At 65.3% G+C, this 19,186-nt stretch carries 16 protein-coding genes; 4 read left to right on the top strand and 12 right to left on the bottom strand.

All coding sequences use genetic code 11. The features are described 5' to 3' along the window. Positions 1-67 precede the first annotated feature (67 nt). Positions 68-871 carry a histidine utilization repressor gene (gene hutC / locus B9Z01_RS28045; protein ID WP_085488821.1) on the top strand — a complete coding sequence of 268 codons (804 nt, stop codon included), beginning with the start codon at positions 68-70 and terminating at the stop codon, positions 869-871. 13 nt (positions 872-884) lie between these two features. Here hutC (B9Z01_RS28045) and hutC (B9Z01_RS28040) read toward each other — a convergent pair whose 3' ends face one another. The 5 genes from hutC (B9Z01_RS28040) to B9Z01_RS28020 form a co-directional block, all read right to left on the bottom strand. After that, on the bottom strand, positions 885-1,700 hold the full coding sequence (gene hutC, locus B9Z01_RS28040) for a histidine utilization repressor (protein ID WP_085488820.1): 816 nt from the start codon (positions 1,698-1,700) through the stop codon (positions 885-887). Then, positions 1,697-2,584 (bottom strand): amino acid ABC transporter ATP-binding protein, encoded by an 888-nt coding sequence (locus B9Z01_RS28035; RefSeq protein ID WP_085488819.1) that lies wholly within the window; start codon positions 2,582-2,584, stop codon positions 1,697-1,699. Before B9Z01_RS28035 ends, hutC (B9Z01_RS28040) begins: the two co-directional genes overlap by 4 nt. Before the next feature lie 13 nt (positions 2,585-2,597). Further along, positions 2,598-3,260: an amino acid ABC transporter permease gene (locus tag B9Z01_RS28030; protein ID WP_085488818.1), complete on the bottom strand. Its 663-nt coding sequence runs from the start codon at positions 3,258-3,260 to the stop codon at positions 2,598-2,600. 25 nt (positions 3,261-3,285) lie between these two features. Then, complete coding sequence (locus tag B9Z01_RS28025) at positions 3,286-3,936, bottom strand: amino acid ABC transporter permease (RefSeq protein ID WP_085488817.1); 651 nt, start codon at positions 3,934-3,936, stop codon at positions 3,286-3,288. Positions 3,937-4,031: 95 nt separating this feature from the next. Next, a complete protein-coding gene (locus B9Z01_RS28020; protein ID WP_085488816.1) occupies positions 4,032-4,859 on the bottom strand; it encodes a transporter substrate-binding domain-containing protein in 828 nt (275 codons plus the stop codon). Between the two features lie 301 nt (positions 4,860-5,160). Between B9Z01_RS28020 and B9Z01_RS28015 the strand changes: the two genes are divergently transcribed. Next, positions 5,161-6,135, top strand: a complete 975-nt coding sequence (locus tag B9Z01_RS28015) for an isopenicillin N synthase family dioxygenase (protein ID WP_085488815.1) — start codon at positions 5,161-5,163, stop codon at positions 6,133-6,135. A gap of 20 nt (positions 6,136-6,155) precedes the next feature. Beyond that, positions 6,156-7,592 carry an FAD-binding oxidoreductase gene (locus tag B9Z01_RS28010; protein WP_085488946.1) on the top strand — a complete coding sequence of 479 codons (1,437 nt, stop codon included), beginning with the start codon at positions 6,156-6,158 and terminating at the stop codon, positions 7,590-7,592. 143 nt (positions 7,593-7,735) lie between these two features. Here B9Z01_RS28010 and B9Z01_RS28005 read toward each other — a convergent pair whose 3' ends face one another. From B9Z01_RS28005 to B9Z01_RS27995, 3 genes are all read right to left on the bottom strand, one after another. Next, complete coding sequence (locus B9Z01_RS28005) at positions 7,736-8,518, bottom strand: substrate-binding domain-containing protein (RefSeq protein WP_085488814.1); 783 nt, start codon at positions 8,516-8,518, stop codon at positions 7,736-7,738. A 255-nt stretch (positions 8,519-8,773) separates the two neighbouring features. Next, entirely contained in the window at positions 8,774-12,190 is a 3,417-nt protein-coding gene (locus tag B9Z01_RS28000) for an alpha/beta fold hydrolase (protein WP_085488945.1), read from the bottom strand. Between the two features lie 227 nt (positions 12,191-12,417). After that, entirely contained in the window at positions 12,418-13,209 is a 792-nt protein-coding gene (locus tag B9Z01_RS27995) for a hypothetical protein (protein ID WP_085488813.1), read from the bottom strand. Positions 13,210-13,474: 265 nt separating this feature from the next. Between B9Z01_RS27995 and B9Z01_RS27990 the strand changes: the two genes are divergently transcribed. After that, positions 13,475-15,421 (top strand): ATP-binding response regulator, encoded by a 1,947-nt coding sequence (locus B9Z01_RS27990; protein ID WP_085488812.1) that lies wholly within the window; start codon positions 13,475-13,477, stop codon positions 15,419-15,421. On the opposite strand, the gene B9Z01_RS27985 is transcribed toward B9Z01_RS27990, so the two are convergent. The 4 genes from B9Z01_RS27985 to B9Z01_RS27970 form a co-directional block, all read right to left on the bottom strand. Continuing rightward, entirely contained in the window at positions 15,387-16,187 is an 801-nt protein-coding gene (locus B9Z01_RS27985; protein WP_085488811.1) for a response regulator transcription factor, read from the bottom strand. The two genes, B9Z01_RS27990 and B9Z01_RS27985, sit on opposite strands and share 35 nt — an antisense overlap. A gap of 334 nt (positions 16,188-16,521) precedes the next feature. Next, entirely contained in the window at positions 16,522-16,701 is a 180-nt protein-coding gene (locus B9Z01_RS27980; RefSeq protein ID WP_085488810.1) for a hypothetical protein, read from the bottom strand. After that, on the bottom strand, positions 16,676-17,680 hold the full coding sequence (gene cydB, locus B9Z01_RS27975) for a cytochrome d ubiquinol oxidase subunit II (protein WP_085488809.1): 1,005 nt from the start codon (positions 17,678-17,680) through the stop codon (positions 16,676-16,678). The genes B9Z01_RS27980 and cydB overlap by 26 nt, the downstream gene beginning before the upstream one ends. A gap of 23 nt (positions 17,681-17,703) precedes the next feature. Continuing rightward, positions 17,704-19,140, bottom strand: a complete 1,437-nt coding sequence (locus B9Z01_RS27970) for a cytochrome ubiquinol oxidase subunit I (protein WP_085488808.1) — start codon at positions 19,138-19,140, stop codon at positions 17,704-17,706. Positions 19,141-19,186 lie beyond the last annotated feature (46 nt).

Here is a 19,186-nt window from a genome sequence, read left to right as displayed (position 1 = left end):
ACGGTGCCGGAGAACCGTGCCACGGTGTACAACGTGTACCACCGGCGTACCACCCATGAGGTTTGGAGTGAAAACAACTACACAGGCGCACAGCGCACAAGCCGTACAGGACGGGCAGAAACCGAATCAGAAACTGGACCAGAATCCGAACCCCGCCGGGCGCGACCGCGACACGCCGGTCAAGGCCATGCCCGCTTACGAGCAGATCAAGCGCTACGTGCTCGAGCGCATCAGCGAGGGCGCCTGGAAGCCGGGCGGGCTGATCCCTTCCGAAACGGAACTGGTCAAGGAATTCGGCGTCGCGCGCATGACGGTGTCGCGCGCGCTGCGCGAGCTGACCGCCGAGCGCGTGCTCACGCGCGTGCAAGGCTCGGGCACGTTCGTCGCGCCGCAGCGCTATGAATCGACGGTGCTGGAAATCCGCAATATCGCCGACGAAATCGCCGCGCGCGGTCATCGTCATGCGGCGCGCGTGCTGACGCTCGAACCGGGCGACGACGCCGATGCACTCCAGGCGCTCGGTCTCGCGAGCGGCCCCGCGTATCACTCGTGCATCGTGCACAGCGAGGAGGACGAGCCGATCCAGTACGAGGACCGCTACGTCAATCCGAAAGTCTTCCCTGATTATCTGCAGCAGGATTTCACGCTCGAAACGCCGAATCACTACATGATGCGGCTCGCCCCGGTGCAGCGCGCCGAGTTTCGCATCTACGCGCAGAAACCCGACGCCTACGTGCGGCGGCATCTGATGATGGATATCGGCGAGCCGTGTCTGCTGCTGTGGCGGCGCACGTGGGTCGGTGAGAACGTGGCGACCTCGGTGCGGCTATGGCATCCGGCCTCGCGCTTTCATCTGGCCGGGACCGTGTAGCGCTGCGCTGTTATCAGCCCTGCCGTTGCGACGTATCCGGCGAAAAACGGCAACCGAGCCGATAGCGCGAGCCCGGATGCACGAAGCGCGCGAACGTCACCGCGACGCCGCTCGTCCACGTGCGGCGCGTTAGCGTGAGGCAGGGCTCCTCGACGCGGATTTCCAGCAGCGCGGCTTCAGCGGGCGTCGGCAGCGCGGCATCGACGATGTGTTCGAGATTGTGCGCGGGCACGACTTCGAGCAGATACTCGGATGGCTTGAGCGCCGAAAAATCGTGTTGCAGAAAATCCGGCGCGACAGCCGGATTCACGTAGCGATCTTCGAGCTGCACCGGCAGGCCGTTCTCACGGTGCACGCAGATTACGTGAAACACCGAGGCGCCAGGCGCGAGGCCCAGCGCGTTCGACACCGTCACCGACGCGGACTCGCGCTGCAACAGCACCATATCGCAACGATACGCATGACCGCGCGAGCGGATTTCGTCGCCGATATGGGCGATCATCAGCAGCGTCGATTGCGGCTTGCTCTGCGCGACGAACGTGCCGACGCCGGAGATGCGCGTGACGAGCCCCGCATCGGCGAGTTCGCGCAGCGCGCGGTTGACCGTCATGCGCGATACGCCGAGCGTCGCCACGAGATCGAGTTCCGAAGGCAGGCGGTCGCCCGCGTGGCGCTCGCCCGATTCGATGATCTGGCGGATGTGCTGCTTGACCTGTTCGTAGCGCGCGGCGGGCGGCTCATCGGTCGCGCGCGCGGTTCCTGCCGCGATCGCCTTCGTGGCTCCAGCCGACGGCTTGCCGCGTAGCTTCTGACGCGCGATGGAACTCATAGCGGCTCGGTGTCGTCGGGACCGCGCGTCCAGAACGCGTTGCGGTCGAAATAGTTTTGCAGGAACTGCCGCAGACGCGGCTGCGCGGCATCGTGAAAGACTTCGCGCGGCTTGCCTTGCACGGCGATGCGCCCCTGATCGATGAACACGACCTTGTCCGCGACCTGCGCGGCAAAGCCCATTTCATGCGTGACCACGGCCATCGTCATGCCGTCGCGCGCGAGCTGCTTCATCACCTGCAGCACTTCGCCGACGAGTTCGGGGTCGAGTGCCGAGGTGGGTTCGTCGAACAGCATGATGTGCGGCTCCATCGCGAGCGCACGGGCGATCGCGACACGTTGCTGCTGGCCGCCCGACAGTTTCGCCGGATAGGCGTCGCCCTTGTGCGCGAGGCCGACTGTCTCGAGCATCGCGCCCGCGCGGCGGCGCGCTTCGTCGTGCGAAAGCCGCCGCACACGCAGGAGCGCTTCCATGACGTTGCCGAGCGCGGTCATGTGCGGCCACAGGTTGAACTGCTGGAACACCATGCCGACGTTACGCCGCACGCGGTTGATCTCGCCGGGCGACGCACGCACGCGGCGGCCGTTGCGCTCCGTATAGCCGAGCAGTTCGCCTTCGATGCGCACGTCGCCCTGATCGTAGGTTTCGAGCGCGGCGAGGCAGCGCAGCAGCGTGCTTTTGCCCGAGCCCGACGGCCCGATGATGCAGACGACTTCGGAGCGCGCGATCTCGAGATCGACGCCGCGCAGCACCTCGACCTCGCCGAAGCGTTTGCGCAGGTCGCGCACTTCGATGAGCGGCGCGGCGTCCCGCGCGGCGAGCGAAGGCGCGCGAGAGGACGATGAAGATGACGTGGAGGAGGGCATGTCGGCGATGGCGTTCATAGGAGCTCCGGGGTCATGCCATGAAGCGTGAGAGGCGGGCTTCGGCCCACATGCCCGCGCGCGAGGTCAGCTCGACGAGCGCGAGATAGCACACGCACAGCACCAGCAGGGTTTCGACGAAAGCGAAGGTGGCCGAGCCGATGCCGGTCAGCACGAAGGTGAGTTCGGGCACGGTGACGATCGACAGCACGGCGGTTTCCTTGCTCAGCACGATGATGAGATTGGTGAGCGCGGGCACGATCAGCACGAGCATTTGCGGCGCCTGAATGCGCAGGATCGCCTGCCAGCGCGTGAGCCCGAGACATGCCGCCGCTTCGAGGTGCCCTTGCGGCACCGACTGGAAACCGGAGCGGAATGCCTCGGCGAAATACGCGCTGCCATAGAGGCCGAGGCCGAGCACGCCGGCCGTCATCGGTTCGAGCGTGAGGCCGATCGAGGGGCCGCCGTAATAGAGCAGAAACAGTTGCACGAGAAACGGCGTGCCGCGCAGCAGCTCGATATAGACGCGCAGCACACCGCGCATCCAGCGTCCGCAGAAGAGTTGCGCGACGGCGATCAGAAAGCCGAGCAGCAGACCGATCGCGACCCCGGCGGCCCAACTGCCGAGCGTGGTCGCGAGACCCGCGGCGATCGGCTGCAGGTTGTGCGTGATGACGGTGGGGTCGAATGCTTGCATGGCGGGGCTCGTGTGGGTTCGGCGCTCAGGCGTGCTGCAAACGGTATTCGGCGGCGTGCGCGACGAGCGCGAGCGCACCGCAGATCACGAAGTAGATGAGCCCGGCCGCGAGATACGCTTCGAGCGGCCGGTACGTGCTCGCGGCGATGTTCTGCGCGGTGCGCGTCAACTCGGCGACGCCGACCACCGAAATCAGTGAAGAAGCCTTGATGAGCAGCACCATTTCGTTGACGAGCGAGGGCAGCGTCAAACGGAAAGCCTGCGGCACGAGAATGCGCCGCAGCGTGTCGAGCGGCGAGAGCCCGAGCATGCGCGCGGCTTCGAGATGCCCGGGCGGAATGCTCAGAAAACCGCCGCGCAGGATCTCGGCGATATACGACGCCGAGCACAGCGACACCGCGCTGAGCGCGGCGACGATCGGCGACACGTTGATGCCTGCGAACGGCAGCAGGTAGTAGACGAGCAGCAGCTGCACGAGCATCGGCACGCCGCGAAAGAAGAACACGTAGGCGCCGCCCGCGAGACGCGCGGCGCGGTGTTGCGAGAGCCGCGCCGAGCATACGCCGATGGCGACGAAGAAGCCGATCACGAGCCCCGTCAGCGAAATGGCGATGGTGGCGAGCGCCGCGTGCAGCAACAGCGGCAGGCCCTGAACGAAGACGGTCGTGCTGAACATGACGAACCCGGTCAGTGGAACGGAAAGGGCGATGCGGAGGCCATGACGTGCGACGTGACGTCCTTCACGGCGCGCATGGCCCGCATCGGTAATGCTCAGTAGTTCGGCGCGGGCATCGTGGTCGGCGCATCCATCGTCACGCCGAACCATTTCTTCTGCAGCGCGGCGAGGCGTCCGTCGTTGTGCATCTTCACGAGCGCGGCATTGAACGCATCGACGAGCGGTTTGCTGTCGGCGTCCTTGCGCAGCGCGTACGCGAAATACACCTTCGCGCCGAACGGTGGCTGCACGACCGCGAACATCTCGGGGCGCTGCTTCGCGACGTAGGCGATGTTGGTCATCGAGTTCGCGACCGCCGCGATGCGGCCGGCGGCGAGGTCCGCATAAGCCTGATTATTGTCGACGTATTCGCGGATTTCAGGCGGCTTCGGCAGCGTCGCCACATAGCTCTTCAACTGATCGAACTGCGCGCTACCCTTGCCCGCACCGACTATCTTGCCCGCGATATCCGACGACTGCTTGAGCGACGTATCGTTCGCGCGCTTGAGCAGCGCGTCGGTGGCGTCCGCGACGGGCAGCGTGTACGCGTAGCGCTCCATGCGCGCCTTGGTGACGGTCAGCGGGCCGCCCACCATGTCGAACTTGCCCGCTTCGAGACCGGGCAGCACGCTCGGCCAGGGCAGGTCGATGAAGCGCACCTTCACGCCCAGCTCCTTGCCGACCTCCGCGAACAGGTCCTTGTTGAAGCCCGACTGCTGGCCGTTTTCGAGGAAGTCGAACGGCGCGAACTGCATTTCGGTGCCGACCACCAGTTCGCCGGCCTTCTTCACTTTGGCGAGCTGGTCTTCCGCGTGGGCCGCGACGCTTGCCGCGCACAACGTCAGCATGACCAGACGACATTTCCAGCCTGCAAGAATACGCATGGGTTTCTCCGGGGCGAACAGGTGTTGTGGGTATCGGTTCAAAGCAGTATATACCGCGTTCCCGGCGAGAAATAAATAGTTGCGCGGCTAGAGAAAAGCCCTTATATCGAGGCGAAAAAAGCCTCTTGCAGGCGCGCTTTTGGCGGTATATACAACTGCAATGCAAGTGGCGCATGCGCGGCCTTTCGTGATACTTCGGCGATGCTTCGGCCATGCTTCGCGCCACCTCTTTCACCAGTCGATTGCACCGGCGGGTTCAATCGATCCATCCGGTGCAACCGGCCCTTCTGGGAGCAGAGCAATGCCCGTGACCCGCATTCCGATCATCGATCTTGCCGGCGTACGCGCGGGCGATTCGCGCGCGCTCGAGCGCGTCGCACAGGAAATTCGCGAAGCGTGCACGGCGATCGGCTTCTTCTACGTCATCAATCACGGCGTGCCGCAAGCGGCGATCGATGCAGCCGCGCAGGCCGCGCGCAGGTTCTTCGCGTTTCCGGTCGAGACCAAGCGGCGTGCCGCGGTCAATCATCGGCATCGCGGTTTCAATGCGCTCGGCGACGCGACGATGTATCAGGCCACGCGTCCCGACTACAAGGAGTTCTTCAGCATCGGGCTCGAACTGCCCGAAGACGATCCCGACGTGCTCGCGGGCCAGGCGCTGCGCGGGCCGAATAACTGGCCCGACTTCATGCCGGAACTGCGCCCCGCGCTGTATGGCTATTACGAGGCGATCGGCGCATGCGGCGCCGATCTGTTGCGAGCGGTCGCAATGAGTCTTGGCGTCGGTGAGGATTTTTTTGCTCCGCGCTACACGAAGCGGATGCAGCGTACGCAGATGGTCTACTATCCGCCGCAGCCGCCGCAATCGGATGAAGATCAGTTCGGCGTCGCGCCGCACACCGACTACGGCTGCATCACGCTGCTGTGGCAGGACCAGGTGGGCGGCCTGCAGGTGCGCGAAATCGCCAACGACACGTGGATCGACGCACCGCCGGTCGAAGGCAGCTTCGTCGTGAACGTCGGCGATCTGCTCGCGCGCTGGACCAACGACCGGTTCCGCTCGACGCTGCATCGGGTCATCAACGCGTCGGGACGCCAGCGCTATTCGATCGCGACGTTCTACGATCCGACCTACGGCGCGCTCGTCGATCCGCGCGAACTCGGTGTGAGCGACGCGGCCGTCAAATATCAGCCGGTCGCCGCGGGCGACTACATACTCGGCCGCATCAACGATTCGATGGGCTATCGGAAGAAACTCGCCGCCAAGGCAACGTAAGGAACCGCCGCATGACAGGCATGACAGATCACGGCATCACCGACGATAAAACGATCACGACCGCGACCACGACCGCACCGCTCGCGGCGACACTCGACGCATTGCGCGCCGCGCTCGGCGACGACGCGGTACGTGTCGGCGCGCAGATCGGCGAGCGCGCAATGACCGACTGGACGCGTCACGAGCCGACGCGTCCCGCCGCGCTGCTGCTGCCGCGCACGACGCAGGAGGTGTCGCGCGCGCTCGCGATCTGCCATGCGGCGCATCAGCCGGTGGTACCGCAAGGCGGCATGACCGGGCTGGCGGGTGGCGCGATTGCGCGGGCCGGCGATATCGCGATGTCGCTCGAACGCCTCGCCGGCGTCGAAGAACTCGATGCCGCGTCGGCCACGCTGACCGTGCGCGCGGGCACCACCTTGCAAACCGCGCAGGAAGCCGCGGCAGCCGCGGGCTTCGAACTCGCGCTCGATCTCGGCGCGCGCGGTTCGTGCCAGATCGGCGGCAATCTCGCGACCAACGCGGGCGGCAATCGCGTGATCCAGTCGGGCACCGCGCGCGACCAGGTGCTCGGGCTCGAAGTGGTGCTGGCGAATGGCGACGTGCTCACGTCGCTTGGCAAGATGGTCAAGAACAACACGGGCTACGACCTCAAGCACTGGTTCATCGGCTCGGAGGGCACGCTCGGCGTGATTACGCGCGCCGTGTTGCGGCTGCATCCGCAGCGCGCGGCGCGTCATACGGCGCTCGTCGCGCTCGACGGCTATGACGCGGCCGTGAATTTGCTGCGCCGTTTGTCGACGCGCTTCGGCAACGATATCGGCGCATTCGAGATCATGTGGCCGGACTTCTACGACTTCGGCGTGAAGCTGACCGGTACGCGTTCACCGTTCGATGCCGCGCATCCGCTCTATGCGCTGATCGAACACGCGGGCTTCGACGCGAGCGACGACGGCGAACGCTTTGCGGAAGTCCTGACCGATGCGCACACCGAGGGCGCGCTGCGCGACGCGGTGATCGCGCAGTCGGTTGCCGATGCGCGTGCACTGTGGGCGATCCGCGAGTGCACGGCGGAGTTTCCTGTCAGGCTCGATCCGATCAACTTCGACGTGAGCTTGCCGATCGGCGAAATCGGTGCGTTCGTCGAGCGTTGCCGCGCCGCGCTCGATCAGCGCTGGCCCGGCAACGAGTCATATTTCTTCGGGCATATCGGCGATTCGAATCTGCACGTGACCGTCGACGGCCGTTCGGTTCCCGGTGTCGATCATCACGCGGTCTATGCGTTCGTCTACGAGATGCTCGGGCCGTTGCACGGCTCGGTGTCGGCGGAACATGGCATCGGCCTGCTCAAGCGCGAGTTCCTGCCGATCTCGCGCTCGCCGGCCGAGCTCGCGGCGATGGCCGCGATCAAGCGCGCGCTCGATCCGCACGGCATTCTGAATCCGGGCAAGCTGTTCTGAACCGGATGCGACAACCGGTGCGAAAACCGGTGCGATAACTGAATACGCCAACCGGGCGCAATGACGCGTGCGTTGAAAACGTGGCGTACGTCCTAGCACTTTGCGAGTGCGACGTTGAGCATGGATCTACGCCACGTCAGCCATCAATGAGCGGTGACGGAATCGAGCCCGGTCGAGCGAACCGTTTCCTGAACCGCGGGTGACGCGAGATAGTCGAGCAGCGCCTTCGCTTCCTGCGGATGCGGCGCGTTGACCGGAATGCCCGCGGCAAAGCGCGTGACCGATTGCACGGACTCGGGAATCTTGCCGACGAAAGCCGCGCCTTTCACCGGCAGCAGTTCGCTGACCTGCTGGAAGCCGATTTCGTATTCGCCGCTCGCAACGACCGAGGCGACCGGAATCTTCGGCACCATCTTCGCTTTCGCGCTCACCTGATCTTCGATGCCGAGCCGCTTGAACAGCTCGCGTTGAATATAGACGCCGCTTGCGCTGTCCGAGTAGGCAATCGATTTCGCGTGCAGCAGCGCGTTTTTCAATCCTTCGACCGTGCTGATGTCGGGTTTCGGCGCACCGTCGCGCACGACCATGCCGATGCGCGAATCCGCGAGCTCCACGCGCGAACCGGGAACGACCTTGCCCTGCTTGATGAGATCGTCGAGCGCGTAGCCCACCATGATTACCACGTCCGCGGATTCGCCGCGCGCGAGCCGATTCGGAATGGCTTCGGGCGATTGACCCATCGACGGCCCGAGTATCGTATCGAGCGTGTTGCCGCTCGCGGCCGCGAACTTCGGCCCGAGCTCTTTATATGCGGCCGTGAAGCCGCCCGAGGTCATGACGCGAAGCTCTGCCGCCTGCACGTTCGTCGCGGCGACGGTGCTGCCGAGCAGTCCGGCAGCGAACAAGGCGAGAAAGAATTTTTTCATCGGAATGAGCGTGATAGTGCGAAGTGAATGAGGGCGGAACGAAAGAGAAATGAAGGCGTGACGAACGTGGACAAGGACGCTGGCCGCGTGTCGCGCAACACGAACCTTACCGGAATGACGGCGGCAGGAGAACCCGCGTCATCGGGAAGACGCATTGCGCATCAATCAGCGAAGGGACATGAAGCGAAGCGAAAGGCGGGCACCGCGCGCGCATTGACGGTAGTTCGCGCAGCGCCCGTGAATGAGCGAACCGCCTCAATGCGCGTCCAGATACCGCACGATCACCGGATAAACATCAGCCGCCGCGTTCTTGCCGAACATGCAGTCGATGTGCCCGTAGCCCGGAATCAGATGCCGCTCATACGGCTGCTCGGGGAACGCAGTGCGCAGCATGTCGTAGGTGAGCTCCGTGCTCTTCGGCAGATAGGTCTCGTTCTTTTCGCCGTGAATGAAGCCGATCGGCAGGCGCATGCCTGCCAGTCCCTTCTTGCCGTCGGCGCCGGTCAGGTACACGTCGCGGCCTTTCGCATCGACGACCTTGCCGGCCCGCACCATGGCCGCCAGATGCGTGAACACCTCGACGTCGTGAATGCCGAACAGTTCCTGCAGGTTGGCATGCAGCGTCTCGCCCAGTTTCTCGTGTTCGTAGAGCAGGCCGTACAGGAACGTCGCGCGATGACAGATCGGATTGCCGCAGCCCTGCGCGTGATTGACCGGATAAAGCCGCAGCGCTTCGTCGTACAGGTTCTCGGGCCATGAGTCCTCCTGCGTATACGCAGTGAGATCGCGTATGCGCAGATGCTGCATGAGGTCTGGAATATGGAGCCCGGCCTTGATTCGTTGCAGCGTGCCCGGCACCGGATGCGCGGACACCTGCGAAATAACCGCCGAGCGCACGCCCTCGAGTTCGTACATCAGCGACATGCTCAGCGCTAGCCCGCCCATGCAGTGACCCAGCACCTGAATGTCCGGCGCGCCGGTCAGCGCGCGAATCTTCGCGACCGCGGCGGGAATGTCCTCGCGCGCGACCTTGTCGACGTTGGTCGGCACGAGCACGCTCGGCAGCTCGATGCTCACGCGCAGATCGACGAGCCAGACGTCGTAGCCCGATGCGCACAGATATTCGACGAGATTGGTCGGCGTCAGATCGGTCGAATAGATGCGGCTCGACACGCCCGAGCCGTGAATCAGCAGGACCGGCCTCGCGGCTTTTCCCGAAGCCGGATCGTGGTAGCGCGTGAGCTTGAGCGTCGTGCCGTCGGGTGTGTCGAAGAACGTGATCTGCGGCGGCGGCGCGCGCAGCGTGCGCTTCGCGCGCGGCGGCAGGTTCGGATCGTAGAATTGCAGCGGCGCGGCCACGCCGCCGTATTCGGTGAACAGCACGCCCGCGAAGAACTTGCCGAACTTCAGCGTCCATTCGAGGCGGGTTTTCAGATCGGGCGTGTTGGTGACTTCGAGCGTGCGCTGCTGCTTGAGGAAGTTCTCCGGCGTGATGACGAGCGTTGCTGTGCCGATCGGCGCCGCGGCGTCGTCGGCCGACGCGCGTATTTCCGCGTAGAGCGTGTTGGTCTGCTCCCACAGATTGATCGGCGACGTACGCGTGATGATCTTCTTGCCGCTCAGATAGTACGTCTTGCCTTCGGCCGCGTTGAGCGTCATGCGGTAAGTCATGTTGCGCTCGTCGACGTCCGACGCGTTGACGATGAACAGGTTGAACGTGCCGTCGGTGATCGTCAGCGGTTGCGTGGAAAGGGCGGGGCAGGTCAGTGTGCCCGCGGTGCGAGCGAGATGCTGTGGATTGCTTAGCATATCGGCGAGATCGTCCGACTCCACCGTCAACGTGAATTCGATCTCGCTCTTCGCGGTTTCACCGGCCACCGCAGGCAGGTACGTGCCGACCATCGTCTCCGTGAAGCGCAGGCCGATCTTCTGCGCGGGCGGCGTGGCGGCCGTGCCCGCCGACGCATAATCGATCGACCAGTCGTGCGCCTTCGCGAGCAGCTCGCAGTTGCGCTCGGCGAGCGCGGAAATCGTCAGCAGCGGATTCACGCCGAGCGACATCGGCATCACGGCGCCGTCCATCACATAGAGGCCGTCGTGTACCGCGTCGCCCGCCGTGCCGCTGAATACGCGGCCCCTATGATCGACGACGCCGCGCTGCGCGTCCTCGCCCATGCCGCAGCCGCCGAGCGGATGCACGGTGACGGTGCGTCTGCCGAGAATCTTCGTTGAAATCGGATTGCGCACGTATTTGCCGCCGAGCGGCGCGGTGGCCTCGATCAGCACGTTCTCGATGGTCTTGAAGATCGGCTGGCGGCCCGCGTTTTTCCATTCGATGCGCGCGCGGCCTTTGTCGTCGATCGTGACGCGGCCGCTTTCGTCGTCATGCGCCATCACGAGATAGCTTTGCGTGTGATTGAGCGCGCCGTGATACGGGCCGCGAATCAGGCTGTCGATCGCGCGCGCGTCGTAGGCAAGCCGCTCGCGCAGCGAGGGCGGCCCGGCCGGGTCCACGCCTTCGATGGGCGCGACCGCGCCGAGCATGCCGACGAGCGCTTTGCCGACCGGCCCGGCGAGCGAGCCTTCCTCGATCACGTAGCCATCCTTGACGTTCTCACCGTTCTTGCGGACGTCGATGAGCCCGGTGATGGTCGGGCCAACCTCGGGAATCTGTCCTTTCACATGCTCGCCCCAGCCGACGCCGTTGATCGTGTCCTTCGTGTTGTAGGCGAACGCGAGCACGTCGCCGTTGCCGGTGAAGTGCTGACCGAGCATGTCCGAGGTGCTCAAGCCCTCCTTGCGCGAGCGCAGCAGCAACGCGCTGGAGCCGATCGTCCCCGCCGCGACGATGACGATGTCGGCCAGCACGAACAGATCGGGCGCATCGTAGCTTTCGCGGCCGAGCTTCACGAGCTGAAAGTTCACCTTCCATTGCTGCGTGTCCGGATCACGCAGCACCGAATGCACGGCCGCGCCGGTGAAAATCTGTGCCCCGTGCGCAACCGCGTCGGGAAGATAGTTCATGTGCGTGGAGTTCTTCGCGTCGTAGTTGCAACCCGAGTTGCAATCGCCGCAACCGACGCAGGGCTGCTGCTCGACGCCCGCCGCATTCGGACCTTTCGTAAACGTGACCGTGATCGGTGGCCGGGTGAAGCGGTTCGCCATGCCGAGCGCCTGCGCCGATTTCTGGAGCGCCTGCAGTTTCGGCAGCGTTGGGAAGTCGTCGGGCACCGGTGTCGGCGACAACATCTTGCGCGCGCGCGCGTAGCCTGCGTCGCGGCCAGCCTGGTCGGTGCGCAGCGCGGCCGGCCAGCGCGGGTCGTCCCACAGGCGCGGGTCGGCTTCGAGCGCGACGTTCGCATTGATCAGCGAGGTGCCGCCGAGCCCGCAGCCGACCACCGCGTTGACGTCCTCGTTCACGTGCACTTCGAGCAGCGCGAGCGGCGAGCCGAGCTGCGCCTCGGCGGTGTTGTACTGGATCTGCTCGCTGCCGTGCACCGGCGTGCGCGGGTATTCGCCGGCCATGAATTCGCGGCCGCGCTCGAGCACGCATACGCTGCGGCCCGCGCGCGCCATACGGCTCGCGGCGATCGCGCCGCCGTAGCCCGAACCCACCACGACCACTTCGTAATGCCGTTGCAGCGCCGTCGGCGCGCTCGATAAGCGGTTCATCAGGACCACCTCGTCTGGAATCGGATGCGGGGAACGGAAGCCGTGCTTCGGAACAAAGACGGCATGCGGCGGCAGCTTTTTTATCGTAGGCGATGCGCGCACGCAAAAAAAGCGCGCCGTGGAGGGCGCGCAGCCGTAGCGTGCGACGTGTGAGTCGGCAGTCGGGGCGGCTTTTGGGTCCATCCTGCCGCCCGCTCATGCGCGGGTTGTCGCTCCTGGGTGACCTGTCACGCGGCCACTTCGTTCATTTCACTATCGCTCGATTCGGCCGCGAGCAGGTTCAGTGCGAGCAGAATGGCCGCGCGATTCTCGACGTCGATCGCGATGCCGAGCACATCGGTCAGCCAGCGGCCGATCTTGGTATTGGAAAAATCGAGGGCCCCGCCCGTCTTTTTCATGGTGACGCCGAGTTTGACGGCGCGATAGTGATAAGAGGGGACCCGATGCTGAGCCGCCACCGCCGAGAGCCCGCCTTTGCCTTCCGAGCACCAGCCGAGGCTGCCGGCCAGCACGATCCGCTCGGGCTCGTCGAGTCCGTCGATGAATTCGCGAGCCGCGAGCCGCACGCGCTGCTCGTCGAGCCCGTATTGCAGCAGCACGCTTTGCACCGGGTCTTCGAGCGCCTGGGCATGCAGATCGATTTCCTGCGCCATGCCTTCGTTTTCCATCGAGACGTTGCGTTGATGGCCCGCGCTGCGCAGGCAGTCGATCAGATAGCGGCGAAAATACGCGCATACTGCATAGCTGTTCGAGGGCGCGCTGTCGGCGCAGGCGCTCGTTTCCGTGTGGCCGGGCGCGAGGCGCAGCACCTTCGCGTAGATGAACTGCGCGACCAGTTCTTCCTTGTCCTCGCCGAGCGCCTGCAATTCGAGCGGGTGATAGGTCCGCAGCGCGCGCCGGACCAGTTCGACGATCGACACCATCTCGTCCGCGGACAGGCGGGTGCGTCTGCGCCACAGGTCGGGCAGGATGGCGTCGTCGAGCTGGCGGGCGAACTCGTAGCACGGAACTGCGCCCATGGAAACCTCCGTCATGGATGGGGCAAGGAGCGCGGTGGACTTGGGCGGTGAGCCGCAAAGCGTGGGATGGAACCTGTGACATGCCGCGCTGGAACGTGAATGCAGTATGGGTCGCGGCAAGGCCTTCGCCTATATGGATTAAGTGTTAGCTGATGGGTAAACTGCCGGGTAAACCGTCCGGCGGATGCCTTTCTGTTGGTCGGAAGGGCGCGCACCCACCGCGCCGCCTCAACGAAGTTGCCATGCCCGACAAGGAGACCGCGCAATGCGGGCCGACCCGATCCAGCGTGCCATCGACGAAGACCTCGTGCGCGTGCTTTACGCGCAGGACCCGATCGCGTTCTTTTCGCACTGGTTTTCGATCGCGGTGCTGGTTGCGATCTACTGGCCGCATGTGCCGTCGCCGCCGCTCTTCATCGCATGCTTCGGCTTTTATGCGGCGGCCAATTGCGCCGGCCTTGCGCTATGGATCTGCAATCGCCGCTATCCGCAGCTCGTCTCGCCGCGCGACTGGATCTATCTGCACGCGCTGCGGGGTGTCTTGCTGTATAGCGGGCCGGGCTTCGCGATATGGTTCGCGTTCCAGAGTCCGCAAACCGATCTGCCGCTGCTGCACACGGTCATGCTCGTCACGCTCGCCGCCGGCGTCTTCATGTCGAACGGCTTCGACCTCCTGAATTTCTCCACTTCGATTCCGTTCCTGCTGTTGCCGTCGATCGTGCTGCATTTCGGCTCGCATACGTTCGACCGCACGATTCTCGCGATCGTCCTCGCGTTCTTCTTCTGCGCGATCAACGTCTATGCGATGAGTTATCGCAAGCTGTTTCGCCAGGTCGTGCAGGCGCGCGTCGATCAGCAATACCTCGCGGAGTCGCTGGCGGCGCAAAAGCACGTCGCCGAAGAGGCGAGTCTCGCGAAGACGCGTTTCTTCGCGGCCGCGAGCCACGATCTGCGCCAGCCGCTGCATGCGATCGGCCTGCTCGCGGCGTCGCTCAACGATCCGGCCGCGACGCCCGCGCAGCATGTGAAGACGGCCGGCCACATCGTCTACAACGTCGAGGCGCTCAACCAGTTGTTCAACCAGGTGCTCGATCTCGCGCGGATCGAAAGCGGCGTGACCCAGGTGATCCGGCTGCATTTCCGGCTCTCCGAGCTGTTCGAGCGGGTCGGCAGCCAGTATCGTCCGCAGGCCGCGGCGAAGGGGCTCGCGCTGCGCATCGCGCCGACCTCGCTGGTCGTGTACGACGATCCGGTGCTGCTCGAGCGCGTGCTGAGCAACCTGCTGTCGAACTCGGTGCGCTACACCGAGGAGGGTGCGATCTGGCTCGGCTTGCGGCACGCGGGGCGGTCGAAGGGCGGCTTCATCGAAGTGCGCGATTCGGGCATCGGCATTGCGCCGGAGGAGCACGAGCAGATTTTCGAGGAGTTCTATCAGGTCGCGAATCCGCAGCGCGACGCGCGCCAGGGGCATGGCCTCGGGCTGCCGACCGTCAAGCGGCTCGTCGCCCTGCTCGGCGGCGAACTGCAATTGCGCTCGGCGCCGGGGCGCGGCTCGGTGTTCCGCTTTCAGGTACAGGCAGGCGACCCGGGCGGCATCGTCGCGAGCCTGAACGACTCCGTCGCGGGCGGGCCGGCGGCGCAGGGGCGCTACGTGCTGTGCATCGACGACGACCCGTCGATTCTCGAAGGCCTCTCGACTCTGCTCGCGCGCTGGGGCTGCAACGTGCGCGGCGCCCGCGACGAGAACGAGGCGCTCACCGCGCTCGAAGGCGGTTTCGCGCCCGACGCGGTGCTCTGCGATTACCAGCTCGCGAATCACCGGACCGGCGCGCAGGCGCTGACGGCGGTGCGTGGCGCGCTCGCGCGCGCAGGGCGCGGCAATGTCGTGACGCTGCTGATTACGGGCGATATGGCGTCGGCGGAACTCGCGTCGCTCGCGTTGCAGGGCATTCCGGTGCTGCATAAGCCGGTGACGCCTGCGCGCCTGCGGCGCACGCTGGAAATGCTGTGGCAGCAGGCGGAGCTGGATCGCGGGCGGCCGGCGGGAGCGCCCGCGTTGCGTGACGATGCGCTAGTGGGGGGCGTGGACAGCGGCGCGCTGCAAACGCTGCAAACGCTCCAGATGCAAGCGCTGCAAAAGGACGCAGCGGCCAGCACGGTTGCGACGGGTGGCGCCGCTACAAAGTCTTCCCCGCCTCGAGCCACCCATTGATTACCGCGATCGCCGTCGACCGGTTATGCACGCCGAGCGCCCGGAAGATCACCGATAGATGCACCTTGACCGTGCCTTCCGCGACGCCGAGGTCGCGCGCGATCATCTTGTTGGTCCAGCCGCGGTGAACGAGCCGCATGATGTCCTGCTGACGCGGCGAGAGGTTCTCCAGCAGATGCTGTTGATGCGGCTGCAGCGCCGGCACCTGCGTGAGCGGTTCGGTCCGCGCGGCGGACCCCTCTCCTGACGCATGAGCCGTAGCTTGCGCGGCGCTCTGGGCGGCGATGCCCGCCACCGCGGCGGCTTCCGAAGCCGTACCCGAAGCCGCCCCCGCGCATGCGTCCGCCGTTTGCGTGTCGCGCGAACCGAGCAGACTCAGCGCTTCCATCGGCACATAGGCGCCGCCGGACAGCACCAGCTCGATCGCCTTCAGCATCACGCTGGCCGGCTGCCGCTTCGGCACGAAGCCGAGCGCACCCGCCGCGAGCACGGCGCGCATTTCGTTGGGCGATTCTTCCGCGGAGAGCACCACGACCGGCAGCGCCGGGTTCGCCTTCAGCAGCGCTTCGAGCGAACTCGCGCCGCTCATGCCCGGCATGTGCAGGTCGACGATCGCGAGATCATGGTTGGCGTCGGGGCGCGCGGCGGTGGCGAGCGTTTCCCAGCTATCGGCTTCGTCGAACTGGGCTTCGGGATCGAAGCCGCGCAGCATGCCTTTGACGCCTTGCCGGATCAGTTCATGGTCGTCGGCTACAAGAAACTTCATGATGTCTCCGCGAGTCGGGCCTGTCCGTTGAGGGCTACCGCTGTTGCAGGGAATTGCTTCTGTCCTCGTGAAACGCATCATGGCCGGTATTCCGCGCTTCGGTGTCGCGCTTCTGTGCCGCGCTTCTGTACCGATTCCGGGCCGCGTTTCCATCTCGCTTGCCGGGCCGATCCGCATACCGGCGCCGTTCGATGCGCTACGTGATGTTAAGGCAGGTCTCCCGCGCATAGGTTCCGGCTTGCTAGGTAGACGAGCCGCGCCGCCCTTTTTTGAAGCGCTCGCGCGCGCGATCCGTCAGGTTATGCCAGCCGGATCAACACGCGCACGCGCGCCGCTATCCGACGGCAAACAACGTCGCATTCATCAGAAGCTTGAAGGCGAAGCCGAGCGACATCGCCGCGGCCACCCCAAAGCACCACAGTGCGACGAACCAGAGCCAGCCCGGCAGCTTGCGCGCGCGCGGCGCCGGGGCGGTGCCGCCCGCGGTTTCAGTGATAGTGATGCGGGTCGTCATGGCGCACCTTGCCTCGAAAGATCCAGTAACCCATCGTCGTGTACGCGACGATGACCGGCAGAATCACCGCGGCGCCCGCCAGCGTGAACGTCTGGCTCGTGCGCGGCGCGGCGGCCTCCCACAGCGTCATGCTCGACGGGATCGCATACGGCCACAGGCTCACGAGCAGCCCCGCGTAGCCGAGCAGCACGAGCAGCAGCGCGAGCACGAACGGCGTGTTGTGATGGCGCGCCCGTACCGCGCGATACATGAAGAACGTGCAGATCGCGACGAGGAACGGCACCGGCAGCAGACGGTGGAAGATCCCGTCATGGAACCAGCGTTGCGCGATGCCCGCATCCATCAGCGGCGTCCACAGGCTCACGAGCGCGATGAAGCCGAGCAGCACGAGCGTGAGCGGCCACACGACGCGATGCAGGCGCCGCTGCAGATCGCCCTCGGTCTTCGCGACGAGCCAGCAGCAGCCGAGCAGCGCGTAGGTCGCGACGAGCCCGAGGCCCGTGAGCAGGCTGAACGGCGTGAGCCAGCCGAACGCGTCGCCGGCATAGGCGCCGTCGGCGACGGGAATGCCTTGCAGGAACGCGCCGAGCACGATGCCCTGGAAAAACGCCGCGCCCGCCGAGCCGCCGATGAACGCCAGATCCCACAGGTGCTTCGTGCGGCGCGCCTTGGCGCGGATCTCGAACGACACGCCGCGAAAGATCAGGCATACGAGCATGAAGACGAGCGGCAGATAGAGCGCCGACAGCACGGTCGAATAGACGACCGGAAACACCGCGAACAGCGCGGCGCCGCCGAGCACGAGCCAGGTCTCGTTGCCGTCCCATACCGGCGCGACCGTGTTCATCATCAGGTCGCGTTCCTTCTCGTCGGGGAAGAACGGGAAGACGATGCCGATGCCCAGATCGAAGCCGTCGAGCACGACGTACATGAAAAGGCCCAGCGCGATGATCGCGGCCCATACGACGGTTACGTCCATTTTCTTTCTCGCTTTTTGCAGGATTAGACGGCGTCGATCATCTGATCGGCGGCGGACAGCGGGCGGCGCGCGGTCTGCGCGAGCGCCGCCTGCGGCATGCCGTGCGGTTTGTCGTGCGGCATGCCGCCCGGCGTGCTGCCCGGCAGCGCGGGGCCCGCGCGCATCAGCTTGAGCATGTAATAGATGCCGGTGCCGAACACGAGGAAGTAGACGACCACGAACGTCATCAGCGAGAGGCCGACCTGCTGCGTGGTGAGCGGCGACACGGCCTGCGACGTGCGCATCACGCCGTACACGACCCACGGCTGGCGGCCCGCTTCGGTGGTGACCCAGCCGGCCAGCAAGGTGATGAAGCCGCTCGGGCCCATTGCGACGCACAGGCGCTGGAACCACCGCGATTCGAACAGACGCCCGCGGCGGCGCAGCACCCAGGCCGCGGCCGACATCGCGATCATCAGCACACCGAGCCCGGCCATGATGCGGAAGCTCCAGAACACGACGGTCGAGTTCGGGCGGTCCTGCGGCGGGAAATCCTTGAGACCGCGGATTTCGCCGTCCCAGCTATGCGTGAGGATCAGGCTGCCGAGGTGCGGAATCGACACCGCATAGCGCGTGGTTTCCGCCTGCATGTCGGGGATGCCGAACAGGTTCAGCGCGGTGCCGCCTTTTTCGGTGTCCCACAGACCCTCGATCGCGGCGATCTTCGCCGGCTGATATTTGCGCGTGTTCAAACCGTGCTGATCGCCGACGAAGGCCTGGATCGGCGTGAGAATCAGCAGCAGCCACAGCGCCATCGAGAACATTTTCTTCACGGCCGGATCGCGCCGCCCGCGCAGCAGATGCCATGCGCCGACCGCCGCGACCACGAGCCCCGCGACGATGAACGCCGCGAGCGCCATGTGCGCGAGCCGGTACGGGAACGACGGATTGAAGATGATCTTGAACCAGTCGAGCGGCACGACCCGGCCGTTGACGACCTCGAAGCCCTGCGGCGTTTGCATCCAGCTATTCGAGGCGAGAATCCAGAAGGTCGAGATCAGCGTGCCGATCGCGACCATCAGCGTTGCGCCGAAGTGCGCGCGCGGACTCACGCGCTGCCAGCCGAACAGCATGATGCCGAGAAAGCCCGCTTCGAGAAAGAACGCGGTCATCACTTCGTACATCAGCAGCGGGCCGGTGACGGGGCCCGCGAAACTCGAAAAGCCCGACCAGTTGGTGCCGAACTGATAGCTCATGACGACGCCGGAGACGACACCCATGCCGAAGGCCACTGCGAAGATCTTCGACCAGAACAGGCAAAGATCTTTGTAGTACGCCTTGCCGGTTTTCAGCCAGCGCCATTCGAGAACGGCGATGAAACTGGCGAGGCCGATGCTGAGCGCCGGGAAAACGATGTGAAACGAGACGGTGAACGCGAATTGAATGCGGGCGAGATCGAATGCCGATATTGCGGAGTTCATGATCGTGATGTGCGTGAGGGCCGCGTGAGCGGACTACGCGCGTCGA

The organism is Paraburkholderia susongensis (assembly GCF_900177725.1).
GTDB lineage: Bacteria > Pseudomonadota > Gammaproteobacteria > Burkholderiales > Burkholderiaceae > Paraburkholderia > Paraburkholderia susongensis.
The sequence above is the reverse complement of the archived record's forward strand: the minus strand, read 5'-3'. Positions and strand labels throughout refer to the sequence as shown.

Bases quoted from the DNA above. Each gene is read 5' to 3' on its own strand.
- hutC (WP_085488820.1), bottom strand. From the start codon at position 1,700: ATGAGTTCCATCGCGCGTCAGAAGCTACGCGGCAAGCCGTCGGCTGGA.
- B9Z01_RS28035 (WP_085488819.1), bottom strand. From the start codon at position 2,584: ATGAACGCCATCGCCGACATGCCCTCCTCCACGTCATCTTCATCGTCC.
- B9Z01_RS28030 (WP_085488818.1), bottom strand. From the start codon at position 3,260: ATGCAAGCATTCGACCCCACCGTCATCACGCACAACCTGCAGCCGATC.
- B9Z01_RS28025 (WP_085488817.1), bottom strand. From the start codon at position 3,936: ATGTTCAGCACGACCGTCTTCGTTCAGGGCCTGCCGCTGTTGCTGCAC.
- B9Z01_RS28020 (WP_085488816.1), bottom strand. From the start codon at position 4,859: ATGCGTATTCTTGCAGGCTGGAAATGTCGTCTGGTCATGCTGACGTTG.
- B9Z01_RS28015 (WP_085488815.1), top strand. From the start codon at position 5,161: ATGCCCGTGACCCGCATTCCGATCATCGATCTTGCCGGCGTACGCGCG.
- B9Z01_RS28010 (WP_085488946.1), top strand. From the start codon at position 6,156: ATGACAGATCACGGCATCACCGACGATAAAACGATCACGACCGCGACC.
- B9Z01_RS28005 (WP_085488814.1), bottom strand. From the start codon at position 8,518: ATGAAAAAATTCTTTCTCGCCTTGTTCGCTGCCGGACTGCTCGGCAGC.
- B9Z01_RS28000 (WP_085488945.1), bottom strand. From the start codon at position 12,190: ATGAACCGCTTATCGAGCGCGCCGACGGCGCTGCAACGGCATTACGAA.
- B9Z01_RS27995 (WP_085488813.1), bottom strand. From the start codon at position 13,209: ATGGGCGCAGTTCCGTGCTACGAGTTCGCCCGCCAGCTCGACGACGCC.
- B9Z01_RS27990 (WP_085488812.1), top strand. From the start codon at position 13,475: ATGCGGGCCGACCCGATCCAGCGTGCCATCGACGAAGACCTCGTGCGC.
- B9Z01_RS27985 (WP_085488811.1), bottom strand. From the start codon at position 16,187: ATGAAGTTTCTTGTAGCCGACGACCATGAACTGATCCGGCAAGGCGTC.
- B9Z01_RS27980 (WP_085488810.1), bottom strand. From the start codon at position 16,701: ATGACGACCCGCATCACTATCACTGAAACCGCGGGCGGCACCGCCCCG.
- cydB (WP_085488809.1), bottom strand. From the start codon at position 17,680: ATGGACGTAACCGTCGTATGGGCCGCGATCATCGCGCTGGGCCTTTTC.
- B9Z01_RS27970 (WP_085488808.1), bottom strand. From the start codon at position 19,140: ATGAACTCCGCAATATCGGCATTCGATCTCGCCCGCATTCAATTCGCG.